The sequence below is a fragment of the Aeromonas sp. s4 genome (assembly GCF_040907855.1).
GTDB lineage: Bacteria > Pseudomonadota > Gammaproteobacteria > Enterobacterales > Aeromonadaceae > Aeromonas > Aeromonas caviae.
This window is the reverse complement of the sequence record NZ_JBFOCP010000047.1, coordinates 107,892-126,178: the sequence shown is the minus strand read 5'-3', so window position 1 is coordinate 126,178 and position 18,287 is coordinate 107,892. Positions and strand designations below refer to the sequence as shown.

Sequence of the window (18,287 nt, the reverse complement as noted above, 5' to 3'; positions counted from 1 at the left end):
AGAGTGAGTGGCAATCCCGAACACTGCTATTTGAAAGGAAAAGCCATGAAAGCCATCGCCCTGACTCACTATCTGCCAAGCAACCACCCCCACTGCTTCATCGAGAGCGATCTGCCCGATCCGACACCAGGCCCGCGGGATCTGCTGGTACGGGTCAACGCCACCTCCATCAATCCGGTCGACACCAAGGTACGCGCCCCCAAGGACAAGGTCGAAAGCAGCCCCCGCGTGCTGGGCTGGGACGCCGTGGGCGAGGTGATCGCCGTCGGTAGCGACGTCACCCTGTTCAAGGCCGGTGACAGGGTCTGGTATGCCGGCGACATCAGCCGCCCGGGCAGCAACAGCGCCCTGCAACTGGTGGACGAGCGCATTGCCGCCATCGCCCCAGTCACCCTGACCGATCTGGAAGCCGCCGCCCTGCCGCTCACCGCCATCACCGCCTGGGAAACCCTGTTCGAGCGCATGAGCCTCACCCGCGAAAGCACCGGGCGACTGCTGATCATCGGGGGCGCCGGCGGGGTCGGTTCCATCGCCATCCAGCTCGCCCGCCAGCTCACCGGCATGGAGGTGATCGCCACCGCATCGCGCCCCGAAACCCGGGAGTGGTGCCTGGACATGGGGGCCCACCAGGTGGTGAGCCATCACCATCTGCAGGCGGAGCTCAAGGCTCTCGGCATCAGCGAGGTGGATGCCATCTTCTGCACCAACGCCACCGAGCAGCACTGGAACACCATGGCCAGCCTCATCCGTCCGTTTGGTCATATCTGCACCATCGCCGAGTCCAGTGACCCCTGGGATCTGGGTCTGCTCAAACCCAAGAGCGTCACCTTCAGCCAGGAGTTCATGTTTACCCGCTCCCTGTTCCAGACCCCGGACATGATCGAGCAGCACAACCTGCTCGGCCGGGTCGCGGCCCTGATCGATGAAAGGGTGCTCAAGACCACCCTCAGCAAGGTGGTGCCCGAACTGACGCCCCTCACCCTGGCCCGGGCTCATGCCGAGCTGGAAGCGGGTCGCATGGTGGGCAAGCTGGTGATCGACATGAGCGGTTTCCATCGCTGAGGCGCAGCCCAAGCGGGCCTTACCGTCCAACCTATTCCCTTGTAGGTAAATAAATGCACCATCATGGGGTGAAATCACCAGTGACAAGCCCCAAGAGTGCACAGCCCCGCAGGTAACCTTTGTCCCTGACGGGGCATCTCCCCCGAAAAAACCATAAAAAAGAGGCCATCCCGTCGGGATGGCCCTAAAAACCTGAACGTTGGGGTAACAATCACACACATATCCTTATGCAGGACATCTGTAACTTTGCAGATAGCGTGCCAATCTCTGCTTTTCCCTCCCAATTAACCGCTTTTCAGCGCACCGGCATAAAAAAAGCCACCCGAAGGTGGCTGAAAAAAGATGACGGAACTTCATAGAGCAAAGCATTCAGCGGGAACAAGTTGCTTCCCGTCACCCATGAACGAATACATTAACCGTGCCAACTTGGCAGAGTTACCTCCCTTCCCCATGAGGCCATGGTCAAACCACGACAGCACGGGCCCATGATGATAGAATCCCGCGGTTTCACATTTATGAAGAGCCGACGCCATGCCCTGGATACAAATTCGAATCAACGCCACTGCCAAGACCGCAGACAAGGTGAGCAACATGCTGCTGGGGCGTGGGGCCCAGGCGGTGACCTTTATGGATGCCAAGGATGTGCCCGTCTATGAGCCCATGCCTGGTGAAACCCCGCTCTGGGGCGAGACCGAAGTAATGGGACTGTTCGATGCCGAAACCGATCCGGCTCCCACCATCACCTTCTTCCAGCAGATCTTCGGTGAAGACGTGGGCTACAAGGTCGAACAGCTGGAAGACAAGGACTGGGTGCGCGAGTGGATGGATCACTTCCACCCCATGCAGTTCGGCGAGCGGCTCTGGATCTGTCCGAGCTGGCGCGACGTGCCGAACCCCGATGCGGTCAACGTCATGCTGGACCCGGGCCTGGCCTTCGGTACCGGTACCCACCCCACCACGGCGCTCTGCCTGCAGTGGCTGGACGGACTGGATCTGGCCGGCAAAACCGTAGTCGACTTTGGTTGCGGCTCCGGCATCCTCGGCATCGCCGCCCTGAAACTGGGGGCCGCCCGTGTCATCGGTATCGACATCGATCCTCAGGCCATCCAGGCCAGCCGTGACAACGCCGAGCGAAATGGCGTAGCCGACCAGATCGAACTCTACCTGCCGGCGGATCAACCGCAAGACGTCGAAGCGGACGTGGTGGTCGCCAACATCCTGGCCGGCCCGCTGCGGGAGCTGGCGCCGCTTATCGCCGGCCACGGCAAGGCGGGCAGCCTGATGGCCCTCTCCGGCGTGCTGGAAAGCCAGGCGCCGGAGCTGGAGACCATCTACGGCCAGTGGTTCGAGATGGACCCGACTGCGGTGAAGGAAGAGTGGTGCCGCCTCTCCGGCCGCAAACTCGGCTGATAAGCAACAAGCTACTGTGGCAACCAACCCATCGGCCGCAAAACAAGCCACGGCAGTTGCCAACCCATCGGCCGCACACTCGGCTGACAAGCAACAGGCCACAGCGGCAACACTTAGGTCGCTGAACGACAAGGGCACCCCAGCAGGGTGCCCTTGTCGTTTCCGGACGCCGTTCTCCTTCTGCCCACTCTGGGGAGAGCCTCACGCTTCTCTGCCTCCCGATGGCTTATCCTCTCTTCCTCCACCCCATCGAGGCCCAGTCATGACCGAATACGAGAAGATGATCGCCAGCCAGCCTTACAACTGCATGGCGCCAGAGCTGGATCTGTTGCGCCGGGAGACGGCCCGCCTGTACCGCCGCTTCAATCGCAGCGACGAGGAGGATGAACAGCTGGCACTGCTGCTGCAGATCGTCGGCGAGCTGGCACAGGGTGCCTTCATCTGCCCGCCCTTCTACTGCACCTATGGCCGCCACATCCACCTTGGCAAGGGCAGCTACATCAACATGGGGGCCACCCTGCTGGACAATGCCTCCATTCGCATCGGCGCCGAGGTAATGATTGGGCCGAACGTGCAGATCTACACCGCCGCCCATGCGCTGGACGCCGATGAGCGTATTCAGGGGGTTGAGACGGCGCTGCCGGTCACCATCGAAGACAGGGTCTGGATTGGCGGCGGCGCCATCCTGCTGCCCGGCGTCACCATAGGGCGGGAAGCCGTCGTGGGTGCGGGCTCGGTCGTGACCAGAGATGTACCGGCCGGTGCCAGGGTGGCAGGCAACCCGGCACGGCTGCTACCAGTCAAAGGTTGAGCGGAAGGCCCGAGGCTCGCTCAGGCGCTTTCCAGCAAGCGGTCGATGCAGTGCACCACCTGCATGCTGGCGTTTTCCATGGTCTTGAGCTGCTCGACCATGCTTTTGATATCCCCCTGCTCGCGCGCGTGCAGGGCGGCCTTGCCGCTCTCGTGGACCCGCTTGTGGGGCCCATCCAGTTCACGAAAGCCCGGCTTGTGGGCGAAGAGCTCGGCACCCTGCCCCTCGAAATACCATTTGCCCAGCCTGCACTGAGCGTGGTCGCTCACCGGCTCGTGAAAATGCTGCTGATCGATGAGCCGATAGATGGTGTTCTTCCAGACGGCGTGATCCAGCTTGGTGGTATTGAGGAAGGAGGTGGAGGCCGCACTGTGGATCACCTGCTGCATCCGGCCTGATTGTGCCAGCACCTGGGTCACCACCACATCGATCTGGGAGGAGGAGGTCGCCACCTCGGCGGCACTGGCCTGGTTGTCATCGATGATGGACTTGATCTCCTGCGCCTGTGCCACTATCTGTCTGACCAGCACCTCGATCTGGCTGCTGGCTTCATGAGCCTTGCTCGCCAGCTGACGCACCTCATCGGCGACCACCGCGAATCCTCGGCCAGCTTCACCGGCCCTGGCCGCCTCGATGGCCGCATTGAGTGCCAGCAGGTTGGTCTGATCCGAGATGCCCTGGATGGCGGTCACGAACTGGTTGATGGCGGATGTACTGGCATCGAGCTGATGGACGGCTGCGAGGCTGCGAGCCGCCTCATCCGTGATGGCATGGGCGCGATCGGAGAGACGGGTGATGGCGCCCCGGGTCTGGGCAAAGAGCTGATCCAGCTCGCAGAGCGCTCCCTTTTCCGCCATCAGGTGCTCGGCACTGCCAGCCAGCGCTTCCCGCACGCTCTGCAGCATCTCACCTCCCTGGTTCTGGCAGGAGATCACCTGATTGAAGAGATCGCCACGTTCCCGGCTAGTGCGCTGCATGTGCTCGTATTCACCGATGGTGGCACGCAATTCGGCCAGCTCGCTCTGGTGCTGCTGCTCTTTGAGAAGCATCGCCTCCCTGAGCTGTTGATTCTCTTTTTCAAGCTTGCGGTTGAACCACATATGGCCTCCGGATGGCAAAGGTGCGGACAGTCGATGTCAAAGGGAAGCCTCTGACTCTCTTGTCTCTGCCGATGCTGGCGGATCCCGGGCCGGATTTCACCTACAAATGCAGGATATTTGACCCTGATCCTGATTCCAATCGAGGCCACATCAATGGCTGTGCAAAAGATCGCCGGAAAGAGGCCGGGTGAGGTAGAGAAGAGGCAGAGGAGAAAGAACGCTGACGTGCCAGCCCTACAAAAAATGAAGCCCAATGTCATCAAGACGTTGGGCTCTAAAAAGGTGCTACGGAATTGCGACTCTCATCGCAGAAAATTAGAAGGGGTCACCTTCTAAACTGGCAGTGGGATAATAACGTGGCGCAAACGTTTTACATAGCGTAATAAACCAGGAGTGAGAAGAATCTCTCACAATTCAAAAAATGTCCGGTCAACCCCCTTCTACCCTCTTGGCAAGTGCGCATTTATCAGTACAGCCTGACGGCTTTGTCAGAAAACAAAAAAGCCCTGAATAATCAGGGCTTTTGGCGTTATGCGCTTCAGAAGCTGCGCACGAAGTCCTGGATGGGCAGCTCGCGCAGCTTGCGGGCCTCCAGCATGGGGGTGCCAAGGTAGAGGAAGCCCACCAGTTGATCCTCCGGTGCCAGCCCCAGTGCACCATGGATCTGCTCGTCGAAGATGAACCAGCCGGAGCGCCAGATGCCGTTGAAGCCCTGGGCCTGGGCCGCCATCTGCATCGCCATCAGGGCGCAACCGGCAGAGAGCTCCTGCTCCAGTTTCGGTACCTTGGGGTGCGCCTGATAACGGGTCGCCACCGCGATCACCAGGGGAGCACGCAGTGGCGCGGCGCGGCACTTCTCGACACTGTCCGCATCCTCGCCACGGGCATGGGCGGCATCGGCCAGCAATGTCCCCAGACGCTCACGCCCCTCCCCTTCAAACAGGATGAACTGCCAGGGGGTCAGAGTGCCGTGATCCGGCGCCCGCAGCCCGGCCTTGAGGATATTGTCGAGCACTTCGCCACTCGGGGCAGGCTCGGCCAGACGACCACAGGAGTGGCGATTGAGTAACAGATGGAGGGCATCCATGGGGCAGTTCCTTGTCAAAGGCGATGATGGCGCTACCTTAGCACAGCACTGGATGAAGAAAACCCCTGGGGTTCAGGGGTTTGTCAGGATACGAAAGGGTCGGGAGGCTAGATGACGGCAGCCAGCTCCGCCCCTTGCCGGATGGCGCGTTTGGCATCCAGCTCGGCGGCCACGTCGGCACCGCCGATGATGTGCACCGGCTTGCCAGCAGCCTGCAGACCAGCCTGCAACTCCTTGAGGGGTTCCTGTCCGGCACAGATGATCACCTGATCCACCGGCAGGCACTGCTGTTGGTCGCCCACCTGGATGTGAAGCCCGGCATCGTCGATACGCAGGTACTGGACGCCGGAGAGCATCTGCACCTTGCGATTCTTGAGCACGGTGCGATGGATCCAGCCGGTGGTCTTGCCAAGGCCGTCGCCCACCTTGCTCTCCTTGCGCTGGAGCAACCAGATCTGGCGCTCGGGGGCATCGATTTCGGGGGTAGTCAGGCCGCCGCGCTCACCCAGTTGCTTGTCGATACCCCACTCCTTGAGCCAGTGATCGCGATGGCTTTCAGCATCCGGCGATCCTCTCTTCTCCACCAGGTATTCGGCCACGTCAAAGCCGATACCACCGGCGCCGATCACCGCCACCTTCTCGCCCACCGGCTTGTGATCACGCAAGACATCGAGGTAGCTCAACACCTTGGGGTGCTCGATACCCGGAATGTTGGGAGTGCGCGGGCGGATGCCGGTGGCGAGGATAACCTCGTCAAAACCGCCGCCCAGCAGGCTCTCGGCACTCTGGCGCTGGCCCAGATAGAGCTCGACGCCGCACTTCTCAAGCCGTTTGGCGAAGTAGCGCAGGGTTTCGTGAAACTCCTCCTTGCCCGGGATCTGCTTGGCAAAGTTGAACTGGCCGCCGATTTCGCTCGCCTGATCGAACAGGCTTACCTGATGGCCCCGCTCGGCGGCGTAGCAGGCAAACGCCAGCCCCGCAGGACCCGCCCCCACCACCGCCAGCTTCTTGGGCTGGGGCACCCGGCCAAACGTCAACTCGGTCTCGAAACAGGCGCGGGGGTTGACCAGGCAGGAGGCACGCTTTTGCTTGAACACGTGGTCGAGGCAGGCCTGGTTGCAGGCGATGCAGGTGTTGATCTCGTCCGCCCTGTCTTCAGCCGCCTTGATGACGAATTCGGGGTCCGCCAGGAAGGGGCGCGCCATGGAGACCATGTCCGCCTCGCCGCCTGCCAGGATGCGCTCCGCCACCTCGGGGGTGTTGATGCGGTTGGTGGTGATGAGGGGCACCTTGAGGTGCTTTTTCAGCTCGGCGGTCACCCAGCTGAAGGCACCGCGCGGCACGCTGGTGGCGATGGTGGGAATGCGCGCCTCGTGCCAGCCGATACCGGTGTTGATGAGGGTGACCCCCACCTGCTCCAGTGCCCGGCCAAGTGCGATCACTTCCTCAAGGGAGGAGCCCTGCTCCACCAGATCCAGCATGGAGAGGCGGAAGATGATGATGAAATCCGTGCCCACCCGCTCACGGATGGCGCGGACAATCTCCACCGGGAAGCGCATGCGGTTTTCGCTGCTGCCGCCCCAGCCATCGGTGCGCTTGTTGGTGCGTTCGCAGATGAACTGGTTGATGAGATAGCCTTCAGAGCCCATCACCTCGACCCCGTCATAACCGGCCGCCTTGGCCAACGCCGCAGTGGCGGCGAAGTCGCGAATGGTGCCGCGGATCTGCCGCTCGCTCATGGCCCGCGGCTTGAACGGGGAGATGGGAGCCTTGAGGGCGCTCGGCGCCAGGCTGAATGGATGGTAGGCGTAGCGGCCCGCATGAAGGATCTGCAGCGCTATCTTGCCCCCTTCCTGGTGCACTGCCTCGGTCACCTTGCGGTGTTTGGCTACCTGCCAGGGAAAGCTCAGCTGGGAGCCGTGGGGCACCAGCCGCCCCCGCAAATTGGGGGCGATACCGCCGGTCACGATGAGACCGACCCCGCCACGGGCCCGCTCACCATAGAAGGCGGCCAGCTTGTCAAAGCCCCCCTTTTCCTCCTCGAGGCCGGTGTGCATGGACCCCATCAGTACGCGGTTGCGCAACTGGGTAAAACCCAGATCGAGGGGGGTCAGCAGCGTGGGATAACGGCTCATGATGCACTCCTTGTCGAGGTCGATGTGCACGGGGTCATGCTCCAGCCTTCCTGGCTGCCTCGGGTGACGGGCAGTAAAAAGAAGGTGTGGGTGGAGGTGGGGCCGGCTCATCGGGCCTTTCAGTTAATTTTTTGTTATCAAACTGGAGCTAGAGTAAAGAATCGAAAACTCTTTTTCAAACAAATGTTTGGACATTTTTTCAGCGAACAGCCGTGTTCCGAAGTGGCGGGGAGGCAGTCGACTCAAGGGGAAATGGCAATTGGCTGCGCAACTGGTTAATAATGGCTGCTCTCAACCCATTAACAGGGCGACAACGCAGCTATGTCTATTTTCAAAGGTCTGGGATGGCTCTTTCGCAGCCTCTGGCGCCTGCTCAACTTTACCCGCTTGATGCTGGTCAACCTGCTGTTTCTTCTCGTCGTGCTGGTCATTGTCTTCAGCGTCAGCCAGAGCGAGACCCCAAGCACCCCCATCGAGGGGGCGCTCACCCTCAATCTCTCCGGTGTGCTGGTAGAACAGCGCACCCAGACCGATCCCACGGTGCAACTGCTCAGGCAGATGGACAAGGGGGAAGAGCAGCCAAGCGAAATCGTCCTCTCCGATCTGCTGTGGGCCATCAAGAGCGCGGGGAATGACGATCGCATCAAGGCGCTGGTGATCAAGCCCCAGGGTCTGCAAGGGGCCAGCCTCTCCAAACTGCAGGAGGTGACGGCCGCCATCGACGCCTTCAAGGAGAGCGGCAAGCCGGTCATCGCCATGGCGGACTACTACAGCCAGGGGGCCTATCTGCTCGCCGCCCACGCCGACCACGTGCTGCTCAACCAGAGTGGTGCCGTGCTGATCGAGGGGCTGGGTGTCTACCAGACCTACTTCAAGTCGGCACTGGAGAAGCTCAATATCACCCCGCACGTCTTCAAGGTCGGCACCTACAAGTCCTTCGTCGAGCCCTACACCCGGGACGAGATGTCCCCCGAGAGCAAGGAGGCGAACCAGCGCTGGCTGGATCAGCTATGGCAATCCTATGTGGCCGACGTGGCGGAGCAGCGGGAGATCGAACCGGATGCCGTGGCACCGAACAAGGATCACTTCCTCGATCTGCTGCGCAAGGCCGGTGGCAATGCGGCCAGCTACGCCCTCGACAACGGTCTGGTGGATCAGCTCGCCACCCGCGACGAAATGACCCAGGCGGTGATCAAGGAAGTGGGCGAGGCCGATGATCATGGCTGGAAAGGCGTGGGCCTGAAAGAGTATCTGGCCGCCATCCCGGAGCAGTACCCCCAGAGCGGCAAGGATGAGGTAGGCCTCATCACCGCCAGCGGCGCCATCATGGATGGCGTCCAGCCTGCCGGCACCATCGGTGGCGACAGCCTTGCCGATCTGCTGGCCGAAGCCCGCCGTGACGATCAGGTGAAAGCCGTGGTGCTGCGAGTGGACAGCCCCGGCGGCAGCGCCTTCGCCGCCGAGCAGATCCGCGCCGAATTGCTGGCCCTGAAACAGGCGGGCAAGCCGGTGGTCATCTCCATGGGCAGCTACGCCGCCTCCGGTGGCTACTGGATCTCCGCCGATGCGGACAAGATCTTCGCCTCCCCCACCACCCTCACCGGCTCCATCGGGGTGTTCGGCATGTTCGCCACCATCGACAAGGCTCTCTCCCAGTACGGGGTACACACCGACGGCGTCGGCACCACCGACTTCGTGGGGGTCGGGCTGACCCGTGCCCTGCCGGATCACGTGGGTGAAGCCATTCAACTGAGCGTGGAAGACACCTATCAGCGCTTTGTCGGCCTGGTGGGCAAGGGCCGGGGCCTTAGCCCGGAAGAGGCGGAAAAAGCCGCCGAAGGCCGGGTCTGGACCGGGCAGGATGCCAAGGCACTGGGGCTGGTGGACGAGTTCGGCAATCTGGATGACGCCCTCAAGGCGGCCGCCGATCTCGCCAACCTCAAGAGTTGGCAGGTCACCCCCATCGCACCGGAAGAGTCGGCCAGGGACAAGTTCCTGCGCGAGCTGTTTGACAGCAGCGCCCAGGCGCTGGCCCCGCACCTGCAAAGCTGGCTGCCCGCCGGGCTTGGCAAGGCGCTGCTGGAGATGAACCGCACTCTGGACCCGCTGACCCGCTTCAACGATCCCCAGGGCACCTACGCCTTCTGCCCGGTCTGTCTCACCTGACGCCGGGGACAGCCATAAAAAAACCGCCGACAGGCGGTTTTTTTATGGGGCAAGCGGCCTTGTCAGGTCAGCAAGCCGGACGCTTGCCAGCGGTGCAACTCTGCCAGCACCCGGGTCTCTCGCGCCGTCCACTGGGGACAGGGACCCGCCAGCTGGGTCTTGTTGGTCTGCAGGGCCTCGGCCAGGGGGAACCAGCCCGGCGTGAAGCCGAGGCGGATCTCGTAGGGCTGGGGGCGCGGCGCACTCCAGTCCTCCCCGACCCGGCAGAGGTAATAGGACGATCGGATGCAGTAGGCATCGTAATCCGGCTCGCGCGCGGCACGATACTCCCGGGTCTCTCCCAGCAGGGGGCCCACGGCCACCAGCTCGGCGCCACACTCTTCCCGCAGCTCCCGGGCCAGGGCCGCATCGTGCGCCTCCCCGTGCTCGATGCCGCCACCGGGGAACATGAGATCCCCGTTGACGCTGGAGTGCACCAGCAGCAGTCGATCACCACGCATCACCACGGCCCTCACCGTGGCCCGTTCAAGCACCCTGTCCTCGCCGCGGATCTGGCCGTGCACGAGACGGATATCGAAGGGATGGGCCCACTCCCGGACCTCTGTCAGGGTCGGATTCATGGTGTGCGGTAGCTCCCCTGCCTGAGTGCATCGACGATGGTGGCCGCCTGGTCGTCCAGCGTCTCCTGCTCCTCCTTGCCGATGGCATGGTAAATGCCGAGCCGGGTGGCGGAGACCTCGGGGCTCTCCTGGAATGACTCGCTCACCTTGCCCCACAGATAGGCCTGATCAAATCGCTTCTGCCCCATGTAGAGGGTGCTGAGGGCGGTGAGGATCCGGCTGTTGACCTTGTCCCCCTCCCGATAGAGAGAGAGCGCATGGTGCATCAGCCTGATGGCCTTCTCGGGCTCGCTCTTGGCATAAATGCCGCCGAGCGCCAGTTGCAGCTCGGGCTCCTCGAGGCTCGGCGTCCCCTCCTGCGCGAGGAAGCTGGCGCGGGCCTCGGGGCTGGTGTTGTTGGTCCAGTGCCAGAGCAGCAGGTAGGGATCCCGGGAGCCCCGGGTCTGTGCATCCAGTTGCTCCAGTTGACGGCCGGCGGCCAGCATCCCTTCCACTCTGGGGCTCTTCTGCTCCCTGGCCCGCTTGTACTCGATGTTGGTGGAGTGCTCGGCGCATTGCAGATAACGCTCCAGGCCGCGCATCAGATCGTACTTGCGCCTGTCCGTCCCCTCTTCCTGGAGATAGTAACGACCGCGAATGACGTCGCTGCGCTCATAGCGACACCAGCCGTCGTCCACCAGGTCCGCGCACAGGGCGGGATATTGGGAGCAGATGTTGTGGATCCTGTCGTCGTCGCAGGCCGTCAACGTCAGGCAACAAGCGAGGGAAAGCAGTAACGGACGCTGTGAGAATAGGGTCATGGTTCACATCTGGTTGATAACAATCGCAACCCGCACCGGCCACCGCCAACTAGCAAACAGGCTACATATCCATTACAATGCGCGCGCCGTATAAGGCCGCGATTGCAGAATAATATAACGAAACCATCAGCCCTACACTGATCTGCCTTCGACGAATTTCAATTTGCCCAGGCAACTTGCTTCAACAACGTGAAATAAAAGGATCTGGTTAATGACCCACGAGCACTACTTGCAGGCGTGGCAGGAGAGCCAGGAGCTCGCCGAAGCCATGCAACCCTTGATAGGTCGCCTCTACCGACAGCAAGGGATAGAGATCACCCTCTACGGACGCCCCCTGCAAAACGCCTCCACCATCGATATCCTCAAGGCCCACCGGGTCGTTCGCCGCCACCAGGGAGCCCCCCTCCCTATCCAACAGAGCTTTCCCCTGCTGCAAGCCATCCTGGCCCTGAACCCCACCGCCGCCGAAGTCGATCTCGGCAAACTGGCCGTGGGCTACTGGCAAGATCACCAGGATGAAGCCGGCATCGAGGACTATCTGCGCGCCAAGCTGGCACCGGCCCTGAACCGCAGTGCTGTGCCCGCCCCGACCGACGTGGTGCTCTACGGCTTCGGCCGCATCGGCCGCCTGCTGGCCCGTCTGCTCATCGAGCGCACCGGCGCCGCCAACTCCCTGCGCCTGCGCGCCATCGTGGTCCGCGGCGGTCGCGACGGGGATCTGGAGAAGCGTGCCAGCCTGCTGCGCCGCGACTCGGTGCACGGCCCCTTCAACGGCTCCATCGAGGTGGATGCAGAACGCAGCGCCATCATCGCCAACGGCACCTTCATCCAGGTGATCTACGCCAACAGCCCGGCCGACATCGACTACACCGCCTACGGCATCGACAATGCGCTGATCGTTGACAACACCGGCGTCTGGCGTGACGAGGCGGGCCTGTCCGAGCACCTCAAGGCCCGCGGCGCCGCCCGGGTACTGCTGACCGCCCCCGGCAAGGGGGAGATGAAGAACGTGGTGTTCGGGGTCAACCACGAGGTGATAGGTCCGGATGACAAGATAGTCTCCGCCGCCTCTTGCACCACCAACGCCATCACCCCGGTGCTCAAGGTGATGCAGGACAAGTACGGCATCCGCCACGGCCACGTGGAGACGGTCCACTCCTATACCAACGATCAGAACCTCATCGACAACTATCACAAAGGCGAGCGCCGCGGTCGCAGCGCAGCCCTCAACATGGTGATGACCAGCACCGGTGCCGCCAAGGCGGTGGCCAAGGCGCTGCCGGAGCTCAAGGGCAAGTTGACCGGCAACGCCATCCGGGTGCCCACCCCCAACGTGTCCCTGGCCATCATCAACCTGTCGCTGGAACAGACCACCGATCGGGAGAGCCTCAACGCCTATCTGCAACAGATGGCGCTGAGCTCGGCCCTGCATCGCCAGATCGACTTCAGCGCCAGCACCGAGCTGGTCTCCTCCGACATGGTGGGCTCCCGTTTTGCGGGCATCGTCGACTCCCAGGCCACCATCGCCGAGGGGGATCACTGCGTGCTCTACGTGTGGTATGACAACGAGTTCGGGTACAGTTGTCAGGTCGTGCGGGTGATGGAGCAGATGGCTGGCGTAGTCCGCCAGGATCTACCGGTATAGTCCGACAGGATCTGCCCGCCGGAACCCGTGTTCATGGCTCAATTTTCAAGGAGAGGCCGGATGTCGTCTCAGCAAGTGACGTTTCAACAAGCGATAGCGCAGATGCCCAAAGAGGTGTACGAGCGCCTCAAGACGGCGGTCGAGCTCGGCAAATGGCCGGATGGCAAGCCCCTCACCGAGGAGCAGAAGGCCACTTCCCTGCAGGCCGTGATGGCCTGGCAGGCGATGCACCTTGAGAACCCCGAGCACATGAACATCGGCCGTGACGGCGAGATCGTGATGAAGAGCAAGAGCGAGCTCAAGCGTCAGTATCGCGACGAGGAAGAGATAGTACGGGTCGACCTTAGCCACTGAGACTGACCCGCCCGCCACAACTAAAAAGGGGAGCCAATATGGCTCCCCTCTCTTTTCCCCTCTCCCCCATGGTAGGGAGGTCAGAAGCTGTTCACGACCTGTCGCGAGAAGACGTCAGCAAGGTGAAGAGCAGCGCAGGAACCGGCGCGTATAGATATACGTGAGGATTCCGAGCAGCACATGAGCCTTGACCACGGCTTCGCAGTAAGGTCGTGGACAGTTTCTCAGGGGGTCAGTTCACCCCGCAGAGACTGCTGCATCAGCTCGCGGATGCGCGGCGCCGGCAGATCCTGGCTCAGCAGGAAGTGCAGCTTGGTGAGCGCCGCCTCGGCGGTCATGTCAAAGCCCGAGATGACTCCCGCACGGGAGAGGGCGTTGCCGGTGGCATAGCCCCCCATGTTGACCTTGCCGTGCAGGCACTGGCTCAGGTTGACGATGATGACGCCCCGGGCAGATGCCTCGGAGAGCAGCGCCAGCATGGCCGGGTTCTGGGGCGCATTGCCCACCCCGAAGGAGAGCAGGATCAGCGCACGCACCGGCTGTTGCAGGATGTTCGCTATCACCTCCGCCGATATCCCCGGATAGAGGGTCACCACCCCGATGGGCTGGGGGGTGATGTCGTGCAGCACCAGGCGGCGATCGCACGGCACGCCCAGCTCACCTGCCTCCAGGGAGATGGCGATACCGGCATTGAGCAGGGGCGGGTAGTTGGGCGAGTCGAAGGCGTGGAAGCCGTCGGCATGCACCTTCTTGCTGCGGTTGCCGCGATAGAGCTGGTTGTTGAAGAAGAGCGTCACCTCGTGGATCGGGTAGTTGGCCGCGATATAGAGGGCGTTGAGCAGGTTCTGCTGACCGTCCGAGCGCAGTTCGGCCAGGGGGATCTGGGAGCCGGTGATGATGACCGGCTTGTGCAGATCTTCGAGCATGAAGGAGAGCGCAGACGCGGTGAACGACATGGTGTCGGTGCCGTGCAGAATGACGAAACCGTCGTACTTGTCGTAGTTGCCCTTGATATCCTCGGCGATGCGCTGCCAGTCTGCCGGCGTCATGTCGGAAGAGTCGATGAGGGGGGCATATTCGTGGATATGGTAATCGGGCATTTCCGGTCGATGGAACTCGGGCATCCGTGCCAGACAGTCCTCCATGAAGCCCGCCATCGGTACATAACCGTGGTCGGAACGCTGCATCCCTATGGTGCCGCCTGTGTAGGCAATGTAGATGGACTTCTTCACACCCTCTCCTCTCTCTGGACTGGAAACCGGCAAATCAAACAGGGCTCAACCGATACAGCCCCCGTCCTTCAGATGGTGCGGGCGGGCTCAATATCGGTCATCAGCAGACCTCTTGAGGGTCTGTGTCCTCCCGTGGGGGCGGAACCGGGCGAATTATAAAGAGTGCCGCTGCAAATGACAGCCGCAGCAGCATTGTTGCGATCCGGAGCACACTCGGCGAGGCAGTTTTAAATGCCATGTTAACACCATGTTTTAATCATTAATGTGACATATGTGGATGTACTTGGTGTTTTTTGCTAGTATCCGGCGGATTTTTCACAAATCTCATCTGGACGCCCGACGAACACGGGCTCGTGTCGACCCCCTCTTTTGCAGAGGGACGGGGCTGCGGCCCCTCTGTCACTGGCGCGTTCGCCACTCTGTTTCATCCCGGCTGGATCCGTGAGTCTTTCTCGCCAAAGACACAGCCGATCAACATGGGAGCACTGAATGCTACAACTTGATGCCTACGCCACCCTGGTCGCCGCGACCCTGGTGCTGCTGCTTGGCCGCCTGCTGGTCAACAAGATAGGACCCCTGCGCACTTTCAACATCCCCAAACCCGTGGCCGGTGGCCTGGTGGTTGCCCTGGTGCTGCTGGTGCTGCGCTCCACCCTGCAGATCGAACTGCAATTTGATACCAGCCTGCAGACGGCCCTGATGCTGACCTTCTTTGCCTCCATCGGCCTCTCCGCCGATCTGGGCAGCCTCAAGCGCGGCGGCAAGGCGGTGGCCACCTTCCTGCTGGTGGTCACCGGCCTGCTGCTGGTGCAGAACAGCCTGGGGGTGGGTCTGGCCACCCTGCTGGGGCTGGATCCCCACATGGGGCTGCTGGCCGGCTCCATCACCCTCTCCGGCGGCCACGGCACCGGGGCGGCCTGGGGCTCCATCTTCACCGAGAAGTACGGCGTACAATCCGCCGCCGAGCTGGCGATAGCCTGTGCCACCTTCGGTCTGGTGCTGGGGGGCCTCATCGGCGGCCCGGTGGCCCGTTATCTGGTGAAGAAGGTGCAGGTGCCCGGTGAGGAGCACAACCGTGACGGCGCCCCCCAGGGCTTCGAAATGCCGGACATGGAGCGCCCGCTCACCACCTTCAGCCTGATCGAGACCCTGGCACTCATCGCCATCAGCCTGAAAGGGGGCGAAATGCTGGCCCTTTATCTCAAGGGCGGCGTCTTCGAGTTGCCGATCTTCGTCTGCGTGCTCTTTGTCGGCGTGCTGCTGCGCAACCTGCTCACCCTGCTCAACTGGCACGAAGTGAGCGACCGCGAGGTCTCCCTGCTCGGCAACGTCAGTCTGTCGCTCTTCCTCGCCATGGCGCTGATGAGCCTCAGGTTGTGGGAGCTGGCAAGCCTGGCCCTGCCCATCTTCATCCTGCTGGCCGTTCAGACGGTGGCCATGGCGCTCTACGCCATCTTCGTCACCTTCCGGGTCATGGGGCGCAACTATGATGCAGCCGTGCTGGCGGCGGGTCACTGCGGCTTCGGCCTCGGCGCCACCCCCACGGCCATTGCCAACATGCAGGCCATTACCCAGCGCTTCGGCCCCTCCCACCTGGCTTTCCTGGTGGTGCCCATGGTCGGAGCCTTCTTCATCGACATCATCAACGCCGTGGTGATCAAGCTGTTCCTGGCCCTGCCCTTCCTGTGATCCCGGGCGCAGGCCCCGTATGACAGAGCCCACCTTGCGGTGGGCTCTTTGTTTGCTGGCCCCTGGACGCTGCCCCGACCCCCACCAAGGGGCCGACGGCAGGCAACAAAAAGCCCCGCACCAAGGTGCGGGGCTTTTTACTGACGCCACGGTAGGACTGCGGCCTGACCTTCCTTACAAAATAAAGGTCGACACCTGCTGGTTCAGGTTGGTGGCACGCCCCTTGAGGTTGTGCGCCTGATCCAGGTCGCGCATGGCGGAAGCGGTGATCTCGTCGCTCACATCCTTGATGGCGGTGGTGTTCTGGGTGATTTCACCGGTCACCTGGGTCTGCTCCTCGGCGGCGGTGGCGATCTGGCCCGCCATGTCGGAGATGAGGCTGACGGCCTGGGTGATCTCCTCCAGAGCCGCAGCGGCAGCGTCGGCATCCTTCACGCTGTTGTCCGCCAACCCCTGGCTGGTCTGCATCAGGCTCACCGCGCGGGCCGTGGTCTGTTGCAGGGTTTCGATGGTGGACTGGATCTCCTGGGTGGAATCCTGAGTACGGCGCGACAGCACCCGCACCTCGTCCGCCACCACGGCGAAACCGCGACCCTGTTCACCGGCACGGGCCGCTTCAATGGCCGCGTTCAGCGCCAGCAGGTTGGTCTGCTCGGCGATGCCCTGGATGGTGGAGAGGATGCCGGAGATGGCCTGGGCGTGACGGCTCAGCTCACCGATGACGCCGGTCGCCTGCCCCACTTCCTCGGCCAGATTGTTGATGGATTGGCGAGTCTGGTTCACCAGGATCTTGCCCTGTTCACTGCTCTGGGCGGATTGCTGGGCGGCGGCAGCGGTGTTCTCGGCGTTGCCCGCGATCTCCATGGTGGCACTCGCCATCTCGGTGACGGCGGTGGCGACCATGGTCACCTCCTGTTGCTGGCGTTGCAGCTCTTCCACCGCGGCCTGGTTGGTCACCAGACTGCGTTCGGCATCGGCGTTCAGCTCGTTGGCAAGCTGACGGATGTTGGCGATGAGCTGATGCTGGCTGCCCACGAAGCGATTGAAGCTGCCGGCGAGCTGGCCCACTTCGTCATTGGCGTCGATCTTGATGCGCTGGGTCAGATCGCCGTTACCGTCGGCGATGCGGGCCAGGGCCTGGGACACCTTGGTGAGGGGACCGAGCAGCAGGCTGACCAGCCAGGAGATGGCGAGGATGCTGCCCACCAGCACCAGCAGGGCCAGGCCGAGCTGGGTCATCAGCAGGGAGGAGAGCGGCGCCTCCAGGGTGCTCTTGTCCAGTACCAGCACCAGCTCCCAGTCGGTGTCCGGAATGTCCGTCGCCCACAGCAGCTTGTCACGCCCCTCGTTGTCGAAGAAAGCAGGCACCAGACTGTTGCTCGCCTTGCTCTGATCGATCAGGGCATTGGTCAGATCGTTGTCGATCTCGCTGGCCGGCTTCATCGCCTTGGCCGCATCCTTGTAGGCGATGACGGTGCCATCCTTGTGCATCAGGATGGCGAAGCCGTCCGCCGGCAGCTTCATCTTGGTGATGTCATCCACCAGGGAGGCGATGGAGAGATCCCCCCCCACCACGCCGCCTTGGGCAGGCTGGGCCAGGGTCACCACCAGAATGTTGTAGGCCACGTCGAGGTAGGGTTTGGTGACGATCATGCCGCCCTTGGCCATGGCTTCCTGATACCAGCCACGGGAGCGGGGATCGTAACCGTCGCGGTTGATGGAGGGGTCGGAGTCGTTCATCTTGCCGCTGCCCTCACCAAAATAGGTGAGCTGGAAACGGCCGGACACCTGGGCCTGTTGCAGGGCGTTGAGGGGCTCGGCACCGGCCTTGTTGCCAAGGGCCTGGATGACGTCACGACGGGCGGCAAGCCAGTCGCTGACGCTGGCGGCCTGCTGGCTGCCAAGGCGCTGCACCTGTTCCTGACTGCCTTGCAGCAGCATGGACTTCTGGCTGGTGTAGCTCTGCCAGGAGAGCAGCAGGATCACCAGTGACAAGGCGATGACCACAGACAACAGTATCTTCTGCTTGAGTGATAGGTTTTTCATCGTGTTTTCTTCTTGTGGGGGTCGGGAACAGGATCAATCGGGAGTGCGTGGCACTGTGTGTTGTTAGCGGCCAATCCGCGCAAAACTGAAGCGGAGAATGGCGTGAGTGACGATATTTTACGCGGAAATT

14 protein-coding genes are annotated in these 18,287 nt (G+C 62.3%); 7 read left to right on the top strand and 7 right to left on the bottom strand.

Features of this window, described 5'->3' with window-relative positions:
* The first annotated feature begins 45 nt into the window (after nucleotides 1–45).
* The 3 genes from AB5Y89_RS16195 to AB5Y89_RS16185 all read left to right on the top strand — a co-directional run bounded on the left by AB5Y89_RS16195 (nucleotide 46) and on the right by AB5Y89_RS16185 (nucleotide 3,283).
* On the top strand, nucleotides 46–1,062 hold the full coding sequence (locus tag AB5Y89_RS16195) for a zinc-binding alcohol dehydrogenase family protein (protein WP_201887880.1): 1,017 nt from the start codon (nucleotides 46–48) through the stop codon (nucleotides 1,060–1,062).
* A gap of 531 nt (nucleotides 1,063–1,593) precedes the next feature.
* On the top strand, nucleotides 1,594–2,472 hold the full coding sequence (gene prmA, locus AB5Y89_RS16190; RefSeq protein ID WP_111896452.1) for a 50S ribosomal protein L11 methyltransferase: 879 nt from the start codon (nucleotides 1,594–1,596) through the stop codon (nucleotides 2,470–2,472).
* A gap of 262 nt (nucleotides 2,473–2,734) precedes the next feature.
* On the top strand, nucleotides 2,735–3,283 hold the full coding sequence (locus AB5Y89_RS16185) for a sugar O-acetyltransferase (RefSeq protein WP_210556595.1): 549 nt from the start codon (nucleotides 2,735–2,737) through the stop codon (nucleotides 3,281–3,283).
* A 20-nt stretch (nucleotides 3,284–3,303) separates the two neighbouring features.
* Here AB5Y89_RS16185 and AB5Y89_RS16180 read toward each other — a convergent pair whose 3' ends face one another.
* The 3 genes from AB5Y89_RS16180 to AB5Y89_RS16170 all read right to left on the bottom strand — a co-directional run bounded on the left by AB5Y89_RS16180 (nucleotide 3,304) and on the right by AB5Y89_RS16170 (nucleotide 7,605).
* Nucleotides 3,304–4,383, bottom strand: coding sequence for a methyl-accepting chemotaxis protein (locus AB5Y89_RS16180; protein WP_010675414.1), 1,080 nt, complete (start codon nucleotides 4,381–4,383; stop codon nucleotides 3,304–3,306).
* A 538-nt stretch (nucleotides 4,384–4,921) separates the two neighbouring features.
* Nucleotides 4,922–5,470: an NAD(P)H nitroreductase gene (locus AB5Y89_RS16175; protein ID WP_010675416.1), complete on the bottom strand. Its 549-nt coding sequence runs from the start codon at nucleotides 5,468–5,470 to the stop codon at nucleotides 4,922–4,924.
* A gap of 107 nt (nucleotides 5,471–5,577) precedes the next feature.
* The gene (locus AB5Y89_RS16170) at nucleotides 5,578–7,605 is read right to left on the bottom strand and encodes an NADPH-dependent 2,4-dienoyl-CoA reductase (protein ID WP_045525811.1); all 2,028 of its coding nucleotides are present in this window, start codon (nucleotides 7,603–7,605) and stop codon (nucleotides 5,578–5,580) included.
* Nucleotides 7,606–7,926: 321 nt separating this feature from the next.
* Here AB5Y89_RS16170 and sppA point away from each other — a divergent pair, with 321 nt between their 5' ends.
* On the top strand, nucleotides 7,927–9,771 hold the full coding sequence (gene sppA / locus AB5Y89_RS16165; protein WP_368224170.1) for a signal peptide peptidase SppA: 1,845 nt from the start codon (nucleotides 7,927–7,929) through the stop codon (nucleotides 9,769–9,771).
* A gap of 62 nt (nucleotides 9,772–9,833) precedes the next feature.
* Here the strand turns inward: sppA and AB5Y89_RS16160 are convergent, their stop codons facing one another.
* Nucleotides 9,834–10,391, bottom strand: coding sequence for an NUDIX domain-containing protein (locus AB5Y89_RS16160; RefSeq protein ID WP_041212486.1), 558 nt, complete (start codon nucleotides 10,389–10,391; stop codon nucleotides 9,834–9,836).
* Nucleotides 10,388–11,191, bottom strand: coding sequence for a DUF2989 domain-containing protein (locus AB5Y89_RS16155; protein WP_042865069.1), 804 nt, complete (start codon nucleotides 11,189–11,191; stop codon nucleotides 10,388–10,390). Before AB5Y89_RS16155 ends, AB5Y89_RS16160 begins: the two co-directional genes overlap by 4 nt.
* 211 nt (nucleotides 11,192–11,402) lie before the next feature.
* On the opposite strand from AB5Y89_RS16155, the gene AB5Y89_RS16150 reads away from it, so the two are divergent.
* The gene (locus tag AB5Y89_RS16150) at nucleotides 11,403–12,836 is read left to right on the top strand and encodes a glyceraldehyde-3-phosphate dehydrogenase (protein WP_201968614.1); all 1,434 of its coding nucleotides are present in this window, start codon (nucleotides 11,403–11,405) and stop codon (nucleotides 12,834–12,836) included.
* A 60-nt stretch (nucleotides 12,837–12,896) separates the two neighbouring features.
* A complete protein-coding gene (locus AB5Y89_RS16145) occupies nucleotides 12,897–13,190 on the top strand; it encodes a YeaC family protein (RefSeq protein ID WP_010675423.1) in 294 nt (97 codons plus the stop codon).
* Between the two features lie 224 nt (nucleotides 13,191–13,414).
* On the opposite strand, the gene ansA is transcribed toward AB5Y89_RS16145, so the two are convergent.
* The gene (gene ansA / locus AB5Y89_RS16140) at nucleotides 13,415–14,422 is read right to left on the bottom strand and encodes an asparaginase (protein ID WP_368224169.1); all 1,008 of its coding nucleotides are present in this window, start codon (nucleotides 14,420–14,422) and stop codon (nucleotides 13,415–13,417) included.
* Between the two features lie 489 nt (nucleotides 14,423–14,911).
* Between ansA and gltS the strand changes: the two genes are divergently transcribed.
* Nucleotides 14,912–16,111, top strand: a complete 1,200-nt coding sequence (gltS, locus tag AB5Y89_RS16135) for a sodium/glutamate symporter (protein WP_041212483.1) — start codon at nucleotides 14,912–14,914, stop codon at nucleotides 16,109–16,111.
* Nucleotides 16,112–16,285: 174 nt separating this feature from the next.
* Here gltS and AB5Y89_RS16130 read toward each other — a convergent pair whose 3' ends face one another.
* Nucleotides 16,286–18,157: a methyl-accepting chemotaxis protein gene (locus tag AB5Y89_RS16130; protein ID WP_039040322.1), complete on the bottom strand. Its 1,872-nt coding sequence runs from the start codon at nucleotides 18,155–18,157 to the stop codon at nucleotides 16,286–16,288.
* Nucleotides 18,158–18,287 lie beyond the last annotated feature (130 nt).